This is a genomic window from Mesocryomonas lacus (assembly GCF_055730135.2).
In genome coordinates, this window is sequence record NZ_JBUZWE020000004.1 from 270,523 (window position 1) to 286,721 (window position 16,199).

A 16,199-nucleotide genomic window follows, 5' to 3' on the forward strand; every position below is an offset into this window, starting at 1 on the left:
GGCCTTCGGAGGAATTCCCGGAGGCTCGAATGTGCGGGGCAAAATGGCGCGGTCGCTTTCAAATTAGAGGGTGAGCATATACATCAGCCCCCAACGTGGCACAAGGGCTGCGGCATCGCAGCGCAACTGGTCCGCAGCTTGATTCTGCCACGGGCCCGATGGCCGCTCATGAGGCTGGGGCATAGGCAACTCCCCGGGACGAGTAAAGCCAGGAGGCGCATTTGACTGACGTGACGCAGGCAGCGGCCGAAAAGAAGCGACGGGCGAGCCTTCGCCCCCTTGGCCGCCTTGCCCCCTATCTGAAGCGCCAGAAAGCCCGCGCCGTCGGCGCCATCGTCTTCCTGGCGCTGGCCGCCGTCACCACGCTGTCGCTGCCCGTTGCCGTGCGCCGGGTCATCGATAAGGGTTTCTCGACCGCCGACACGGCCTTCATCGACACCTATTTCATGATGCTGCTGGTGCTCGCCGGCGTCCTCGCCGTCGCCAGCGCCGGCCGCTACTATTTCGTCATTACGCTCGGCGAGCAGGTGGTGACGGATCTGCGCAAGGACGTCTTCGCCCACGTCATGCGACTTTCGCCGGCCTTCTACGACCGCACGCAGTCCGGCGAGATCGTCTCGCGCCTGACGGCGGATACAACGCAGATCAAGTCCGCCGTCGGCGCCACGGCCTCCGTGGCTTTGCGCAACCTCATCCTCTTCATCGGCGCCGTGACGATGATGGCGGTCACCAGCCCGAGCCTCTCCTCCATCGTCATCGGCGCCATCCCGATCATCGTCATTCCGCTCGTCGCCTTCGGCCGCTCCGTCCGCCGGCGGTCGCGACTCGCGCAGGATACGCTGGCAGAGGCGAGCGCCTATGCGAGTGAGGCGATCGGCGCCGTGCGCACTGTCCAGGCCTTCACCAGCGAGACTGCGACGGCCGGCCGCTTCGCCCGCGCCGTCGATGGCGCCTTCGAGGCCGCACGCGCCTCCGTGGTGGCGCGCGCGCTGCTCACAGCTTTCGCCATCTTCCTGATCTTCGCGTCGATCGTCGCGGTGCTCTGGGTCGGCTCGCAGCGGGTGATCGACGGCACGATGTCCGGCGGCACGCTTGGCCAGTTCCTGCTCTACTCGGTGTTCGCCGCCGGCGCCCTCGGCTCGCTGTCGGAGGTGTGGGGCGAGCTCTCGCAGGCTGCAGGCGCCGCCGAGCGTCTCAGCGAGCTTCTGGCGGAAGAGCCGGCCGTCGTCGTCTCCGCAACGCCGCTGGCGCTCCCCACGCCCGCCATCGGCAGCGTGCGCTTCGAGGGCGTCTCCTTCGCCTATCCGACGCAAAGCCACCGGACAACGATGCACGACCTCTCCTTCGAGGTCCGGCCCGGCGAGACGGTGGCGATCGTCGGCCCCTCGGGCGCCGGCAAGTCGACGATCTTTTCGCTGCTGGAGCGCTACTACGATCCGGCTTTCGGTCGCATCCTCGTCGACGGGGTGGACATCCGAAAGGCGGATCTCACCGAACTGCGCCGGCGCATCGCCCTCGTCCCGCAGGATGTCACGGTCTTCGCCGCGACCGTCGCCGACAACATCGCCTTCGGCACGCCATCCGCCGCCCGCCCCGACGTCGTCGCGGCCGCCCGCGATGCCCTGGCGGAGGAGTTCATCGGCCAAATGTCGGAAGGCTACGACACGATAATCGGTGAGCGCGGCATCACGCTGTCCGGCGGCCAGCGCCAGCGCATCGCCATCGCGCGGGCAATTCTGCGCGACGCGCCGATCCTGCTCCTGGACGAGGCGACCTCGGCGCTCGACGCGGAGAGCGAGGTTCTGGTGCAGACCGCGCTGGAACGGCTGATGGAGGGCCGCACGACGCTGGTCATCGCGCACCGGCTGGCGACCGTCCTCAAGGCCGACCGCATCCTCGTGCTCGACGGCGGCCGCATCGTCGAAGAAGGGACGCATGCCAGCCTGATCGCCCGCAACGGACTCTACGCCCGCCTGGCGCGGCTACAGTTCGAGACCGGCGCCTTGCTGGGCGCCGCGGAATAAGAGGCTCGGCTCGTCGCGGTCACGGCATCAGCGCCGCGGTCACGGCGGCAAGGTGGCGGTCAACTTGATCGAGGAGAACCACGCCGCGAGATTGGCGATGTCGGCATCGCTGAGGCCCGAGGCGATGATCGACATCTGCGGATGCTGGCGGGCCCCGGAGCGATAGGCCTTCAACTGTTCGGCGATGTAGACGGCACTGTTGCCGGCAAGGTTGGGCGCATCGGGCGCCGTCGCCAGCCCGTTCTTGCCGTGGCAAGTGGCGCAAAGGCCGGCCGACTCACGCCCCGCGGCCTTGTCGGCGGCCTGGGCGGTGCCGCTGCAGATAAGCGCGGCGAGGCCAAGCGACATCGCCCATATCGATGAATTCTTCATGCAGTATATCCCGGCGAGTGGGCGTGCCGGCTGGCCGAGGCCAACCGGCAGCGGCCCTACTATTTCTTGTACGAGATGCGGTAGACCGCACCGGCAAGGTCATCCGAGACGAGCAGCGAGCCGTCCTTCATGACCTCGACGTCGACGGGACGGCCGGTATAGGTGCCGTCAGACGCCAGCCAGCCATCGGCGAACACCTCGGTCTCACCTGCGGTCCCGTCGGCGTTAACCGGCGTAAACATCACGCGGGCGCCGACCGGCTCGGTGCGATTCCACGAACCGTGCTGGGCCGAGAAAATTCCGCCTTGGTACTTCGCGGGAAAGCTCTTCCCGGCGTAGAAGTCCATTCCAAGGTCGGCCGCATGCGCCTGCATGTCCCGCTGCGGCATAACCGCATCCGCCGGCGGTTCAGAATCCTTGTATTCGACGGTGCGGGTCGACCCGCCGCCGTACCAGGGAAAGCCGAAATTCTCGCCGGCCTTCGTGGCGCGGTTCAGCTCGCCGGTCGGGATGTCGTCGCCCATGCCGTCGACCTGGTTGTCGGTGAACCAGAGGTCGCCATTCGCCGGATTGAACTGCATGCCGACGGAATTGCGAATTCCGGTGGCGAAGACCTCGCGGTTCTTGCCGTCGCGGTCCATCCGGATGATGCCGCCGATCCCCTTCTCGCGGTAGAGATCGAGCTTGTCGGCCGGCGGTACGTTGTGGGGCTGCCCCAGCGAGACGTAGAGCTTGTTGTCCGGCCCGATCCGGCAGACGCGCGCGGTATGGTTGAACGACACCTCGCTCTCGGGAATCAGCGCACCCGCCGGCACGACTTCGCCGGTCGCGACATCCGGGCTTTCATAGAAGAACTCGGCGGCCGGGAAGACCATCACCCGGTTCTGCTCGGCGATGAACAGGAAGCCGTCCTTGGAGAAGCAGACGCCGTTCGGAATGGCGAAATCGATCGACGGCGCGAAGCGCTTCACCTCGTCGGCGACGCGGTTCTTGTCCCGATCGGTCAACACCCAGACGTCCTGCTTGCGCGTACCCACGAAGGTCGCCACGCCCTGCGGCCCGATGGCGATGTGCCGGGCATCGGGAACGACCGCATAGAGCGCGATCTCGAAACCCGCCGGAAGCTTGATTCCTTTCAGGTTCTCGCGGATCTGGTCGGCATATTCCCCGGTCTGCTCGACGGTCTGGAACGCCATCGACGTGCCCGTCGACTGCATTCCCTGCAGCTTCTGCAGATTGTCCTTGGCCACCGCCGGCGCGGCTGCTGCCAGCATCATGGCCAACACCGAAGCGGACAGAGCCCCCTTCCGTGTCAGCAGGTCCTTTCTCGACATCATCTGTTTCCTCCCCCGCGCCGTTTCGGCGTCGTTCCCGTCAGCTGTTCGTCTGACGCGGGGGAAGGCTCTCACTGCGCCCCAAGACTGTCAATCGGCCGCATGGAGACGCTCGAAAGGGCGGTGGGGAGGTGGTCGCAGGACCGTCCTGACTGACGGTTTTCCCGTCAGGCAGGCACGCAACCTACGGTGCTACCCAGCGGCTCTGGAGATGATGCCCCGTCTTCCAGTCCGCAATGGAAGAGTCCGGGCCGTCGCAATCCGTCTCGATGGGGTCGCGGTAGGTCTGGAATTCGTCGTCTGAGATCCAACCGAGCAGGAAGCAGTGCTCGCGATACTCACCCCGTTCCGCGCTGACGACCTGGACCTCCGCCCGCAGGACAAGCGCCTCGAGTTGCCGCTGCTTCCAGTCGACAGTGCCGTAATCGACGATGCTGGTATCGATCCCGATGGGCTTCCAGGCATCGCCAGCCAGCGACCCTGCCCAGGTCGTGAAGGCCGGGAAATGCGTGCGGACTTCCTCGGCAAGCTCCTTTTCACGCCCCTCGAGCACGACCGAGGGCTGCCCCAAAACCCCGGCCTTCAAGCCGGCCGTCAGGGCGTTCTGAACCGCAGAGGCCTCTGCCGCGTACTGCCGGCGCAGCCCGCTCTCGATGACCTGGCGTTGCGCCGCCACCTCTGCCGACTTCTTCTCCGCCCGCTCGCGCTCTGCAGCCGCAGCCAATCGGCGGGCTTCCGCATCCGCGGTCTCGCTGTCGCGCTTCTCTTTCAACGCGGCCGTCGCGGCCTCGATGTCCTTCGTCTCGAACCAGAGGGGTGCGAAGGAAGCCCTTCGCCCGTCCCTCTCAAGCGCTGCACTCATCAGCTTCAGTGAAGGCTGTTCGGCATAGACCATCGTACAGCGGTCTTTGCGAACGGACTGGAAGGCGTCATCCAGGCTAACGAATGAGACAGCCGGACTGCGCCCGAATTCACTTTGGGCGAATGCCGAAAGCCGCTTCAGCATTTCGGTATGGGCTTCGTCTTCGGCGCCGAGGACAACACAGATGGGACCGGCGCCGTTGACAGGGATCAAGGCGCCGAAACCGTTTCTCGCATCCTGCGCGACATCTGCGGCGATCCTTGCCGCAAGGCTGGCTTCAGAAGCTTGCGCGGTCTTCAACTGGTCATAGGTCAACTCCTCGAAGACCCTGAGGTCGCCCTTTTCTACGGCATCAAGAACGCCGATGGCCGTTGCGGGCGCAGCTTCGAGAAATTGCTTGCGTTGGAGCAGGACAAGGTCCGATCGGCCGACATCCTTGGCGGCACAATTTCCGGGCTCCATTCGCACATCGACGACGCCGAAACGCGCCAAATTGAGAGCGAGAGCACGGCCAAGCGCCGGGTTCCGGTCAATGCCGAGCATGCAAACGGAGGCCTTGCCGGTCGTAAACGAATAGCTGCCGAGCAAGGTCCGCGTGATGGAAGGCGAACGCGTCCCGGAATTATAGGCGATGACGACGTCATCGGGATTGCCCTGCAGCAGGAACGCGTTGGCCGGCGTAACGCTCGCGAGCGGAGCAGCGCTGGGCTGGACGGCCACGGCCGAACTCTCGGACGCTGCCTGTTCCAGACCCGCGGCAATGCCCTGGCGCTCGATCAATGCCACGACCCGGCGCTTGGCCTCTTCCAGGTCTTCCGGATCGTCCTTCTTCAGGGCCGCCGTCAGGAGCGTGAGCTCCGCGACGATCTCGCTTGTCTTCGGCGACGTCAGATTGACGGCGACCCATCCCGTCAGATCGCCATTGATCTTGTCAAGGTCCCGTCTCAGCCCTGCCAGGCGCCGCAGCCGGTCGTCCGCCCGCTCCTTTGCGCGCGCCTCCTTGAAGGCACCGAAACCCGGTATGCCGCCCAGCGCCCCATCGAGACGTCGGGCCGACGAGCGTATCGTGTCGGCCGACCCGCTGACGACCAATCCGTTCAGCGTCGCCGCCTCCGCGGCGATTGCCAGGATGCCCTCGGCATTCCGGTTGAGCCGCAGAAATGCGTCGGCATCGGCAAGGAGGATGGTGGCCTCTCCCCGGGCAGCTTTCAGATCCTCGGCCTGCGCCTTATCGAACGCGCTCTTGCTGGAAAATCCTGCGCGCTTGGCTGCCCTGTAGGCATCGGCATCCTGAAAGCCGGATGCCTCATAGTCAGCCATCTCACGGCTGGTCGCGAACCCCTTCTCCTGTCCTCGGCGGTAGGACACCGCGTTCTCGAAGCCTCCTGCCTTGGCGCGCATGAACTCGTCGCCGTCCTGAAAACCCCCGTTCCTTGCCGCCTGCCAATCCCCATTGGTTCGAAAACCCAGGGAACGCGCCTGGTTGAAGACGGCCGCCGAGGAGAAGCCGCCTTGGGTCGCCTCGGTGTAGGCTGTGGCGTTTTCAAAGCCGAGGCTCTGCGCGTATCGGCGTTCACTGTCGTTGGGAAAACCGTCCGCGGCGGCCTGCGCCAGGGACGACAGGGCGTAGCGATCGAGCACCTCGGCCACGACGCCGTATTTCGCGCGGTAGGCATCGAAGGCATCGACCGTCGAAATTCCGACGAGACCGTCGACCGGGCCCCGATAGAGATTGAGCGCCGCCATCGCCCTCTGCAGCGTGCCGACCGAACGACGAAGGACCGGCTGCGTCATGATGTTGGTGCTGGCATTGGCCTCGAAGGCCGACCAGACAACAGTATCCAGATTGGCGCCGTCCGACAGGAAGGAGTCGGCGGGGATAAACCGCAGCTCCTTCAACGTCGCGATGTTGATCTTCGACCGATCGCGGTTCAGCGTGCCCGCGACCACGGCATAGCGACCGTTGCGGCTCTGGACGACAAGACAGGGCCCGAGCGTATCGGCATATCCTTGCGCCAGATCGATCGCTTCGGAGGCGCTCTCGCGGCTTGCGATCACCAGCCAGAGCGTCTCGGCCCGTTGCGCCCGAACCTGCCTTGCGCGGGGACGCTCGGCATCGGACGACTTGGCCATTTCCTGAAATACGCCGAGGGCGAAGTCGCCGATGGACATCGCCTTTGTCGGGACGGAGGTCAGCAGCACGGCCAGCACGCAGCCAGTCGAGAGCGAAACGCGGGCCATGGAGAACACCTGCCAGATATACCGAATGATGACGACATCGGATACTACGCGGGCGGGCACATCAATGCGCTTGCAACCAAAAAGCACGTCGACTGAGCAAAAAGCCGGGATAACTGAACGCCAAGTTTAAATATGGTTTCCGGCGCTACCGTTCCGTCAGCTTCAGCTCGATGCGGCGGTTGCGGTTGCGGGCCTCGGGGGTGTTGTCGGGGTCGAGCGGCTGGAACTCGCCGAAGCCGGCGGCGGCGAGGCGGTCGGCGGGGGCGCCTTGGCTGATCAGGTATTTCACGACGGCGGCGGCGCGCGACGTCGAGAGCTGCCAGTTGTCGGCGAAGCGGCCATTGCCGGACAGCGGGATGTTGTCGGTGTGGCCGTCGACCCGGATGATCCAGTTGATATCGGACGGGATCTCGCGCGACAGCTCGGTGACGGCCGCGGCCAGCTTCTGCATCTCCGCCTCGCCCGCCTGTTGCAGCACGTCGGAACCGGACGGGAACAGGACCTCGGACTGGAAGACGAAGCGGTCGCCGACGATGCGGATGTTCTCGCGGTCCGACAGGATTTCCCGCAACCGGCCGAAGAAGTCGGACCGGTAGCGCGACAGCTCTTGGACGCGCTGGGCGAGCGCGACGTTCAGCCGGCTGCCGAGATCGGCGATCCGGGTCTGACTCTCCTTGTCGCGGTTCTCTGAGGCGTTGAGCGCGGTTTCGAGCGCGCCGATCTGCTGACGGAGTGCCGCCAGCTGCTGGTTCAGGAGCTCGACCTGCGACTGGGCGCGCTGGGAGATCTGCTGCTGCTCGCCGAGCGAGGTCTCGAGGCCCTCGACGCGCGCATTGGCGGAAGCTGCGGCGCCACCGCCGCTGGCCAGCGCCTGCTGCAGGCGAGAACGATCGCTTTCGGCCGTCTGGAGCGAGGCCTGAAGGCTGGCGATCTGGTCCTGAAAATCCTGGCCAGTGGTGCGCTCGAGCGACAGCAGCTGGGTCAGCTCGTTGATCTGCGAGTTCAGGCGGTCGAGCACCGTGTCGCGGCCGGAGATCTCGCGGCTGAGCAGGAATTGCGCCAGCACGAAGACCGAGAGCAAGAACATGATGGCGAGGAGCAGCGTCGACAGCGCGTCGACGAAGCCCGGCCAGTAGTCGACGGTGCGCTGCGTCTTACGGTGGCGGGACAGCGCCATGGCTAACGGCCGTCCCGGCCGGTTCCGATCGACTTCGACAGGCGGTCGAGCACGCCGCGCAGCTCGCGCTGCTCGCCGGCCTGGGTCTCGACGAAGTCGCGCAGCATCTGCTGCTCCGAGCGCATGTGCTGGACGAGGCCCTGGATGCTCTCGGCAAGGCTTGCCATCGCCGCCGAGGTGCGCGGGCTCGCCGACTGGTCCTGCACCAGCCGGCTCAGCTTGTCCGAGAGCACGCGCAGCTCGTCGCTGCCAGCCGCGGGAATGGCGAGCGGCCCCGCCGGCGGGATCAGGATGTCGGAGCCGACATCGGTGATCGACGACAGCCAGTTCTCGAACTCGGTATAGAAGCGGTTCTGCGCCCGGCCGATCTGCAGGTCGAGGAAACCCAGCACCAGCGATCCGGACAGGCCGAACAGCGAGGAGGAGAACGCCGTGCCCATGCCTTGCAGTGGTGCGGCAAGCCCCGCCTTCAGCGCGTCGAGCACGCTCGCGGTGTCGCCGCCGGAGGGGTCGAGCGTCTGGATGGTGTTGCCGATCGAGCCGATGGTGCCGAGGAGACCCCAGAACGTGCCGAGGAGGCCGAGGAAGACGAGGAGGCCGATGAGGTAGCGCGCGGTGTCGCGCGTCTCGTCGAGACGGGTGGCGACCGAATCGAGCACGGCGCGCATCGATTGGGTGGAGAGCGCCATCTGGCGGCGACGCCCGATCAGCGCCCGCATCGGCGCGAGGAGGACGGGATCACGCATGTCCTCGAACTCGGCCGAGCCGTCGCGGTAGGCGTTCACCCACTTTACTTCACGCGCCAGCCGGATCACCTGCATCAGCGCGAGCAGAATGCCGATGCCGAGGACGCCGGCGATCAGCCCGTTGAGGCCTGGATTGGTGACGAAGGCCGCCTGCACCTGGCGCGACAGGATGGCGGCGACGAAGCCGACCAGCGCCAGGAAGACCAGCATCGACCAAAGGAAGACCATCGGGCTGGCGAGCCTGTCGGTGCCGAAACCATCGGGCCGCGTGGAATTTTCCGGCGGCGAACTGAAGACCTGCATGATGCTCCGACACTCCAGAGAGGCGCCTGGCGCCTTTGCGGGCACGCTACAGCATCGGCCGGAAAATCGGAACGACTTCCGGATGATCGGATGCGGAGTTTCAGAAGGGTCGGCCGCCGCCGTTCAGGATAGATTCGCCTGACGGTCCAGGGCGGCGGCTCTCCACTGCCCTCCACGTCTCAGGCGCCGCTCAATGCGCGTCAGGCTTCGGGGGTCGGCTCGGGCTTTGGCTTGCGGGTGCTGCCATAGGCGGTGTCCGCAAGCTTCAGCTGGCCGACGAGCGCCCGGTGAATGGTCTCGTTGCCGGCCGCGATGTCGCCGAGCACGTGGTTGAACTTCGCGCCATCGAGACCGCTGATGAAACCGCCGGCCTCGCGGACGAGGATCGACCCGGCCGCGCAGTCCCACGGCGCGAGGCTGCGCTCCCAGAAACCGTCGAAGCGCCCGGCGGCGACATAGGCGAGGTCGAGCGAGGCGGCGCCCATGCGGCGGATGCCCGAGGTCTCGGCCATGATGTGGCGGATCTCGTAGAGGAAGCGCGCGTGGTCGCCCTTGCCGAGGAAGGGCGCGCCGGTGCCGATCACCGCCTCGTTCAGCTTGTTGCGCGCGGCAACGCGGATGCGGCGGTCGTTGAGGAAGGCGCCGCCGCCCTTCTCGGCCGAATACAGCTCGTCGGTCGCAGGGTTGAAGACGACGCCGGCGACGATCTCGCCGTCACGCTCGAGCGCGATCGAGACCGCCCACATCGGAATGCCGTGCAGGAAGTTGGTGGTGCCGTCGAGCGGATCGACGATCCAGCGGTGCTGCGGGTCCTTGCCCTCGATCGCCCCGCGCTCCTCCATCAGGAAGCCCCAGTCCGGCCGAACGCGGGCGAGTTCCTGGAAGACGATCTCCTCCGCCTTGCGGTCGGCATTGCTGACGTAGTCCGCCGGGCCCTTCATCGAGACCTGCAGGTTCTGCACCTCGCCGAAGTCGCGCGTCAGCGAGCGGCCAGCCTTGAGCGCGGTCTGCGTCATCACGTTGAGGAGCGGCGAACGGGCCATGGATGTACCTTCAAACGGTTATGGGCGGCCTGCCGTCTGCAAACCACCCGATCATTTCGGCATAGAGACGGAGCAAGCGCCCCGCAGTTTGGGCATAATGACGGGGCAAGCGCCCCGTCGGTGCGGCCATCGGAGCAAGGCGGACCCAACCCCTCCGACAAACACGGTCAGGCGAACGCCCGGCCGCAAGCTGCGCATCAGTCGGCGCGGCGCACGTAGGTGATCTCGTTGGTGTCGACGACAATGCGCTCGCCGGCATCGATGAACGGCGGCACCATCACCCGGATGCCGTTCTCCATGATCGCCGGCTTGTAGGACGAGGATGCCGTCTGGCCCTTGACCACGGGATCGGCCTCGGTGATCAGCAGCGTCACATGGTCCGGGAGAGCGATGCCGATCGGCCGCTCCTCGTGCACCTTCACCGTGACCTTCATGCCGTCCTGCAGGAAGGCGGCGCGGTCGCCGACGAAATCCTTCTGCAGTTCGAGCTGCTCGTAGCTCTCGATGTCCATGAACACCAGGGAGTCGCCCTCGGCATAGAGGAAGGTGAAATCCTTCATTTCGAGGCGGATACGCTCCACCGTCTCGGCGGCGCGGAAGCGCTCGTTCAGCTTGGTGCCGTCGATGAGGTTCTTCAGCTCGACCTGGTTGAAGGCGCCGCCCTTGCCGGGCTTCACATGCGCGGTGCGAACGGCAGCCCACAGGCCGCCGGCATGCTCGACCACGTCGCCGGGACGGATTTCGTTGCCGTTGATCTTCATCGTCAAAACTCGATTGGGGGCCGCAAGCAGGGCTAAGCCGGCTCAAGACCATAAAAACGGGAGGCGTTCAAGCCCGGCCGGGCCTCGGACGAATCGCTCGATCGGCCGTCCGCGCGGCCTCGATGGCTGCCCGCCGGTCGTGTCAGCTCGCGCGGAACTTGTTGGCGGCCTCGAGGGCCGCCCGCTGCGAGGCCTCGTCCAGCTTGCGGAAGAACTCGTCGAGGACGGCGTCGGTGTTATCCGCCCGCTTGGCGAGAACGGACCATTTGGCCGCCTCCGCCTTGTCGGCGACGACGCCGATACCGTCCTTGTAAAGATGGGCGATGCGGTTCATGGCGATCGGATTGCCGTGGCCGGCGGCGCGCCGCAGCCACCGTGCGCCGTCGCCGGCGCTGCTCGGCCCGCCCTTGCCGTTGATCAGCCAGATGCCGAGCTCGATCTGCGCTGTATCATGGCCGTTCGTCGCGGCCGCCAGCAGCCAGCGGCGGGCCGTCGGCAGATCGGGCGACGCGATGCCGCGCCCATAGGCGTAGAGCTGGGACATCGCATATTGCGAGTCGGCGACGCCCGCCTTGGCCGACATCTCGAAATAGGGACGCGCCTCGGCAAAGCCGCCGGTGGGCGAGGCCTGGATCAGCATCTGCCCGAAATTATACGCCGCCAGCGGGATGCCGGCATCGGCCGCAAGCTTCATCAGGTCACGCGCCTTGGCGAGATCCTGCGGCACGCTCTTTCCATCGAGCAGCAGCAAGGCGTAGCGGAACTGGCCCTCGGCACTGCCGGCCTTGGCGGCCGCCTCGTACCAGCGGGCGGCCTCCTTCTCGTCGCGCTTGACGCCGAGGCCGCGGGAATAGATCTCGCCGAGCAAGGTCTGGGCCGCGGGATCGCCGAGATTGGCAAGCGGCTCGGCCAAAGCGAGCGCGGTGAGGTAGAGGCCGCGCTGATAGGCGCCATAGGCGCGGATGCTACCCTCGGAGGGGCGCGAGGTCGACGGCGCCAGGGCCGCATCGGCGGCTGCGGCAGCTGTCGTTGGGGCCGGCAGCGTGCTGCCTTCCGGTGATGGCGTCGGCAACGGCACGGCCTTGCCCGGCGCCGGCTGCGCGACGGCGCCACCGACATCGGCCAGCAAGGCCAGGGACAGGACCGCCAGAGCGATGCCGGAAAGCCGCTTCATACCGCGAGAGTCTCCAGGATGTCGGCGCTGACAGCGTCGATGATGGCGTTGGCGCGCTCGACCATGGCGGCGGCGCCGCTCGGCTCCTTGAACACCGCCGCCGACAAGGCGATGAACTCGGCGCCCGTCTCGATGGCGGCAGGAAGCGTCTCGACGTCACGTCCGCCCAGGACGATGCAAGGCACCTCGACGATCTCCGCCCACCACTGCGCCATGTCGAGGTCTTCCGGATCGGGCGCTTCTTCCGTGTCGCCCCCGAAGCGGCCGTAGAAGAGATAGTCCGGCAGTTTCTCGCCGGCCTCCAGCGCGTCGTGCCGGTCCTCGAAGCCGGAGGCGCCGACGATCATCCGCGGCGCGAAGCGCTCGACGGTCTCGGCGAGTTCCTCGGCATCGCCGCCCGAGACGTGCAGGCCATCCGCCTTGACGCGGCCGGCGCAGCGGGTGTCGTCGGCGATGATCGCGGCCGCGCCGAAGTCCTGGATCAGGCCGACGAGCCCCTCGGCGAAATGCTGGAAGCTGTCGGCGTCGCGTCCGGCGGCATCGACGATCACAGAGGCAACGTCCCCTGCGGCGAGGGCGGCCCGCATCGCAGCCACGCCCGCCTCGCCATCGGGCAGCAAGGTGGTGATGAGGACGAGGCGGGGACGGATGAAATCTTGACGCATGCTGAGGGCGACCGGTCGTCTTTTGAGGTGTCGGAAGGTGAGAGGATGAAGCTCTGCCCTTCCGGGAAGCCCGCCCTTGTCCGATGCCTTATAGGCGATGCACATGCTCGCGCAAAGCATGGCGAGAATGAAGCGGCGGGCGCACGCGCCGATCAAGATTTTCTTCCCCGCGACATCGTCCCGTATCTTCGGCCAAGCCATCAGGACGTTGCAGGTCCCCTCGCTTGGCGCTACTCGCAACCTGTCGGAGCGCTCGCCGCCCGCAGGATGCCGCCGATGATCACCGATCCGATCTTCTATCTCTACGCCATTCCGGCGGTCATCCTCGTCGGCCTCGCCAAGGGTGGGTTCGGCGGATCCATCACCATGATCGGCGTGCCGCTGATGGCGCTGGCGATCTCACCCATCGCGGCGGCCGGCATCATGCTGCCGATCCTCATCGTCATGGACGTCGTCGGCTTGCTGGCATGGCGCGGCACGTTCGACCGCACGGTGCTGCGGCTGATCCTCCCGGCATCGGTGCTCGGGGTCGCACTCGGCTATGCGACGGCTACGCTGATCCCGCCTGACGGGATCCGGCTGCTCATCGGAGGGCTCTGCCTCGCATTCGCCGCCCAATGGTTCCTGCAGTCCCGCCATACGGTCCCGGCGGGCAAACCCGGCCGCATCAGCGGCATGTTCTGGGGCACCATCGCGGGCTTCACCAGCTTCACCACGCATGCCGGCGGGCCGCCCTTCCAGGTCTATGTGATGCCGCTGAAGCTCGCGCCCGCCGTCTTTGCCGGCACCACCGTAATCTTCTTCGCCGTCACTAATTTCCTGAAGCTCGTGCCGTATTTCCTGCTCGGCCAGTTCTCCAGCGAGAACCTTGCCACCTCGGCCGTGCTCCTGCCGCTGGCGCCGCTGTCGACCTTGGCGGGCGTCTGGCTGGTGAAGCGGACCGACCGCGAGCGGTTCTATCTCATCACCTACGCGCTGCTGATCCCGGTCGGGATCCAGCTGGTCTATGCCGGGCTGCGCGGTCTGCTGGGATAGGATTTATTGTGCCGGGCCGCTCGGAGCGAGATGCGACCTTCGGGAAATTGCGGCGGGGCCGTCAAACCGAGAAACCGGCGACGATGTCCGACAGGCGGACCGATCGTCTGGGACAGGCTCTTGCGGGAGAAACAGGTCGAACGGCTGTGCCGGCAAAACGCGGGCTGGTCGGCAGATAACCCGGCCGCGGTAGGAACCGCGCCCGGGCTGGAAGAAGAGAAAATTAGTTCGCTCGGAGGCGCTCCATCTCGTCTTTCAGCAAAAGCTTTCGCCGCTTCAATTCACGGATCTCCGCGTCGGTCATCGCGGGCTTGGTGCGCGCCGCCTCGATCTCGGTTTCCAGTGCAGAGTGTCGCTGTACCAACGTCGCAAGATGCACGTCCAAGGACATAGTCGCTCCTTCAGATCCGTTACGTTTTCGAGACGCTCCGTTCTCGGCGGTGGCGCCTCGACCGGAGAATCCTGTCACAAAACTTATGCACTGTCGAACCAGTCTCAAGCTCCCTGTTCCCCAAATCGCCGTAGGCTGTTAATCGATCGTCGGGGCCGGGCGTCGGGTTTAAGCCGGATTTTCAGCATCGAGGCATTCGCGTACCGAGGGGACTTGAGATGGGCGATCAGGAACAGGCGACGCTGCGCCTACAGGCGGCGCGCCTGCGGCAGGAGCACACCGACTTCGATGCGGCGATCAACGCGATGGAGGTCACCGGCTGCGACCGGCTGCAGATCCAGCGGATGAAAAAGAAAAAACTGGCGGTCAAGGACCGGCTGCAGGACGTCGAGGACCAGATCATTCCGGATATCTCGGCATGACGGCTCAGCAACACGATGTCGCGATCATCATGGGCAGCCAGTCCGACTGGCCGACGATGAAGCACGCGGCCGACGCCCTGACGACCCTCGGCGTTTCCTTCGAGGCGCGGATCGTCTCCGCCCACCGGACGCCCGAGCGGCTGTTCGATTTCGCCCGCGGCGCCAAAGCCGAGGGCTTCAGGATCATCATCGCCGGGGCCGGCGGCGCGGCGCACCTGCCGGGCATGGCGGCCGCCCTGACGCCGCTCCCGGTGTTCGGCGTGCCGGTCGAGAGCAAGGCGCTGTCGGGCCAGGACAGCCTCCTGTCGATCGTGCAGATGCCGGCGGGAATTCCCGTGGGAACGCTCGCCATCGGCCGGGCCGGCGCCGTCAACGCCGCCCTCCTCGCTGCCAGCGTGCTCGCCCTCTACGACGAGGCGCTGGCCGATCGGCTCGACGCCTATCGCGCCGCTCAGACCGACGCCGTGGCCCTCCACCCGGTCGACGCGGTATGAGCCCGCTTCCCATCGAAGCCACGATCGGCATCGTCGGCGGCGGACAACTCGGTCGCATGCTGGCGCTCGCCGCCGCCCGGCTCGGGTTCCGCACCATCATCCTCGACCCGGACGCACGCTGCTGCGCGGCGCAAGTGGCGAGCGACGTGGTCGTCGGCCAGTACGACGATCCAGCCGCGCTGGCCCTCCTCGCCCAGCACTGTGCCGTCGTCACCTATGAATTCGAGAACGTGCCTGTCGGTCCGATCCGCGAACTGTCGCGCCACGTCCCGGTCTATCCGCCGGCCGATGCGCTGGAGGTGGCGCAGGACCGGGTGGTCGAGAAGGCGTTCCTCAACGGCATCGGCGTGCGGACGGCGGAGTGGCGCGCGGTCGACACCGCCCAGGAACTCGACCATGCCCTTGCCGAACTCGGCGGGGACTGCATCCTGAAGACCCGGCGTCTCGGCTATGACGGCAAGGGTCAGGCCGTCCTGCGCCAGCGCTCCCCGCACGGCGATGCCTTCGAGAGCCTCGGCGGCACGCCGTCTATCCTCGAGCGCAAGGTGCCCTTCAGCTACGAGCTGTCGATCATTGCCGCGCGCGGCCAGGACGGACACGTGGAGGCCTACGACCCCGCCGAGAACGTCCACTCCAACGGGATCCTGCGCCACTCGACCGTCCCGGGCCGGGTGGCGCCGGCAGCTGCTCTCGAGGCCAAGGCGATCGCCGCCAATATTCTCGAAAGGCTCTCCTATGTCGGCGTCATCGGCGTCGAGTTCTTTGCGACGCCGGACGGCCTCCTGGTGAACGAGATCGCCCCGCGGGTGCACAATTCCGGGCACTGGACGGAGGCGGCCTGTCTCGTCTCGCAGTTCGAGCAGCATATCCGCGCCGTTGCCGGCCTGCCCCTCGGGGCGCCTGTCCGGCACTTCGATTGCGTGATGGACAATCTGATCGGCGCCGACCAAGCCGACTCGCTCTCGACGCTCGGGGAAGCGAACCTCCTCCTGCACCTGTACGGCAAGGGCGAGGCGCGGTCGGGACGCAAAATGGGCCATCTTACGCGGGTTTTCCCGCTCGGAAGCGGTTCCAGCCAGTAGAAAAGGCCGCTTGCCGCGCCGGATGCAGCCCGGCGTCGTTGACATTTCTCTGTCACGCGGCTAATTCCCACCC

General features: G+C 66.4%; 17 protein-coding genes. 7 read left to right on the forward strand and 10 right to left on the reverse strand.

Going from position 1 to position 16,199, the window contains the following annotated elements; all coding sequences use genetic code 11:
• The first annotated feature begins 221 nt into the window (after positions 1-221).
• A complete protein-coding gene (locus ACZLZY_RS08545; protein ID WP_472933804.1) occupies positions 222-2,024 on the forward strand; it encodes an ABC transporter transmembrane domain-containing protein in 1,803 nt (600 codons plus the stop codon).
• Positions 2,025-2,063: 39 nt separating this feature from the next.
• Here ACZLZY_RS08545 and ACZLZY_RS08550 read toward each other — a convergent pair whose 3' ends face one another.
• The 3 genes from ACZLZY_RS08550 to ACZLZY_RS08560 all read right to left on the reverse strand — a co-directional run bounded on the left by ACZLZY_RS08550 (position 2,064) and on the right by ACZLZY_RS08560 (position 6,242).
• Positions 2,064-2,396 (reverse strand): c-type cytochrome, encoded by a 333-nt coding sequence (locus ACZLZY_RS08550; RefSeq protein ID WP_472933805.1) that lies wholly within the window; start codon positions 2,394-2,396, stop codon positions 2,064-2,066.
• A 59-nt stretch (positions 2,397-2,455) separates the two neighbouring features.
• Entirely contained in the window at positions 2,456-3,673 is a 1,218-nt protein-coding gene (locus tag ACZLZY_RS08555; RefSeq protein ID WP_472933910.1) for a PQQ-dependent sugar dehydrogenase, read from the reverse strand.
• Positions 3,674-3,914: 241 nt separating this feature from the next.
• The gene (locus ACZLZY_RS08560) at positions 3,915-6,242 is read right to left on the reverse strand and encodes a hypothetical protein (protein ID WP_472933806.1); all 2,328 of its coding nucleotides are present in this window, start codon (positions 6,240-6,242) and stop codon (positions 3,915-3,917) included.
• An 82-nt stretch (positions 6,243-6,324) separates the two neighbouring features.
• Here ACZLZY_RS08560 and ACZLZY_RS08565 point away from each other — a divergent pair, with 82 nt between their 5' ends.
• Both ACZLZY_RS08565 and ACZLZY_RS08570 read left to right on the forward strand, forming a co-directional pair.
• Entirely contained in the window at positions 6,325-6,549 is a 225-nt protein-coding gene (locus ACZLZY_RS08565) for a hypothetical protein (protein WP_472933807.1), read from the forward strand.
• 53 nt (positions 6,550-6,602) lie between these two features.
• Entirely contained in the window at positions 6,603-6,929 is a 327-nt protein-coding gene (locus ACZLZY_RS08570) for a hypothetical protein (protein ID WP_472933808.1), read from the forward strand.
• 49 nt (positions 6,930-6,978) lie between these two features.
• On the opposite strand, the gene ACZLZY_RS08575 is transcribed toward ACZLZY_RS08570, so the two are convergent.
• From ACZLZY_RS08575 to ACZLZY_RS08600, 6 genes are all read right to left on the reverse strand, one after another.
• The gene (locus ACZLZY_RS08575) at positions 6,979-8,010 is read right to left on the reverse strand and encodes a peptidoglycan -binding protein (protein WP_472933809.1); all 1,032 of its coding nucleotides are present in this window, start codon (positions 8,008-8,010) and stop codon (positions 6,979-6,981) included.
• Positions 8,011-8,012: 2 nt separating this feature from the next.
• Positions 8,013-9,059 carry a MotA/TolQ/ExbB proton channel family protein gene (locus ACZLZY_RS08580; protein WP_472933810.1) on the reverse strand — a complete coding sequence of 349 codons (1,047 nt, stop codon included), beginning with the start codon at positions 9,057-9,059 and terminating at the stop codon, positions 8,013-8,015.
• A gap of 200 nt (positions 9,060-9,259) precedes the next feature.
• The gene (locus ACZLZY_RS08585) at positions 9,260-10,102 is read right to left on the reverse strand and encodes an inositol monophosphatase family protein (protein ID WP_472933811.1); all 843 of its coding nucleotides are present in this window, start codon (positions 10,100-10,102) and stop codon (positions 9,260-9,262) included.
• 197 nt (positions 10,103-10,299) lie between these two features.
• Entirely contained in the window at positions 10,300-10,863 is a 564-nt protein-coding gene (gene efp / locus ACZLZY_RS08590; RefSeq protein WP_472933812.1) for an elongation factor P, read from the reverse strand.
• Positions 10,864-11,005: 142 nt separating this feature from the next.
• Positions 11,006-12,037 (reverse strand): tetratricopeptide repeat protein, encoded by a 1,032-nt coding sequence (locus ACZLZY_RS08595; protein WP_472933813.1) that lies wholly within the window; start codon positions 12,035-12,037, stop codon positions 11,006-11,008.
• Positions 12,034-12,702 carry a thiamine phosphate synthase gene (locus ACZLZY_RS08600; protein ID WP_472933814.1) on the reverse strand — a complete coding sequence of 223 codons (669 nt, stop codon included), beginning with the start codon at positions 12,700-12,702 and terminating at the stop codon, positions 12,034-12,036. The genes ACZLZY_RS08595 and ACZLZY_RS08600 overlap by 4 nt, the downstream gene beginning before the upstream one ends.
• Positions 12,703-12,978: 276 nt before the next feature.
• Here ACZLZY_RS08600 and ACZLZY_RS08605 point away from each other — a divergent pair, with 276 nt between their 5' ends.
• On the forward strand, positions 12,979-13,737 hold the full coding sequence (locus ACZLZY_RS08605) for a sulfite exporter TauE/SafE family protein (protein WP_472933815.1): 759 nt from the start codon (positions 12,979-12,981) through the stop codon (positions 13,735-13,737).
• Between the two features lie 223 nt (positions 13,738-13,960).
• Here the strand turns inward: ACZLZY_RS08605 and ACZLZY_RS08610 are convergent, their stop codons facing one another.
• Complete coding sequence (locus ACZLZY_RS08610; protein ID WP_472933816.1) at positions 13,961-14,128, reverse strand: YdcH family protein; 168 nt, start codon at positions 14,126-14,128, stop codon at positions 13,961-13,963.
• Between the two features lie 218 nt (positions 14,129-14,346).
• On the opposite strand from ACZLZY_RS08610, the gene ACZLZY_RS08615 reads away from it, so the two are divergent.
• Genes ACZLZY_RS08615 through ACZLZY_RS08625 form a run of 3 tightly spaced genes read left to right on the forward strand, consistent with a single transcriptional unit; the run spans position 14,347 to position 16,126 of the window.
• A complete protein-coding gene (locus tag ACZLZY_RS08615; protein ID WP_472933817.1) occupies positions 14,347-14,550 on the forward strand; it encodes a YdcH family protein in 204 nt (67 codons plus the stop codon).
• A complete protein-coding gene (gene purE, locus ACZLZY_RS08620; protein ID WP_472933818.1) occupies positions 14,547-15,044 on the forward strand; it encodes a 5-(carboxyamino)imidazole ribonucleotide mutase in 498 nt (165 codons plus the stop codon). Before ACZLZY_RS08615 ends, purE begins: the two co-directional genes overlap by 4 nt.
• Entirely contained in the window at positions 15,041-16,126 is a 1,086-nt protein-coding gene (locus ACZLZY_RS08625) for a 5-(carboxyamino)imidazole ribonucleotide synthase (protein ID WP_472933819.1), read from the forward strand. Before purE ends, ACZLZY_RS08625 begins: the two co-directional genes overlap by 4 nt.
• Positions 16,127-16,199 lie beyond the last annotated feature (73 nt).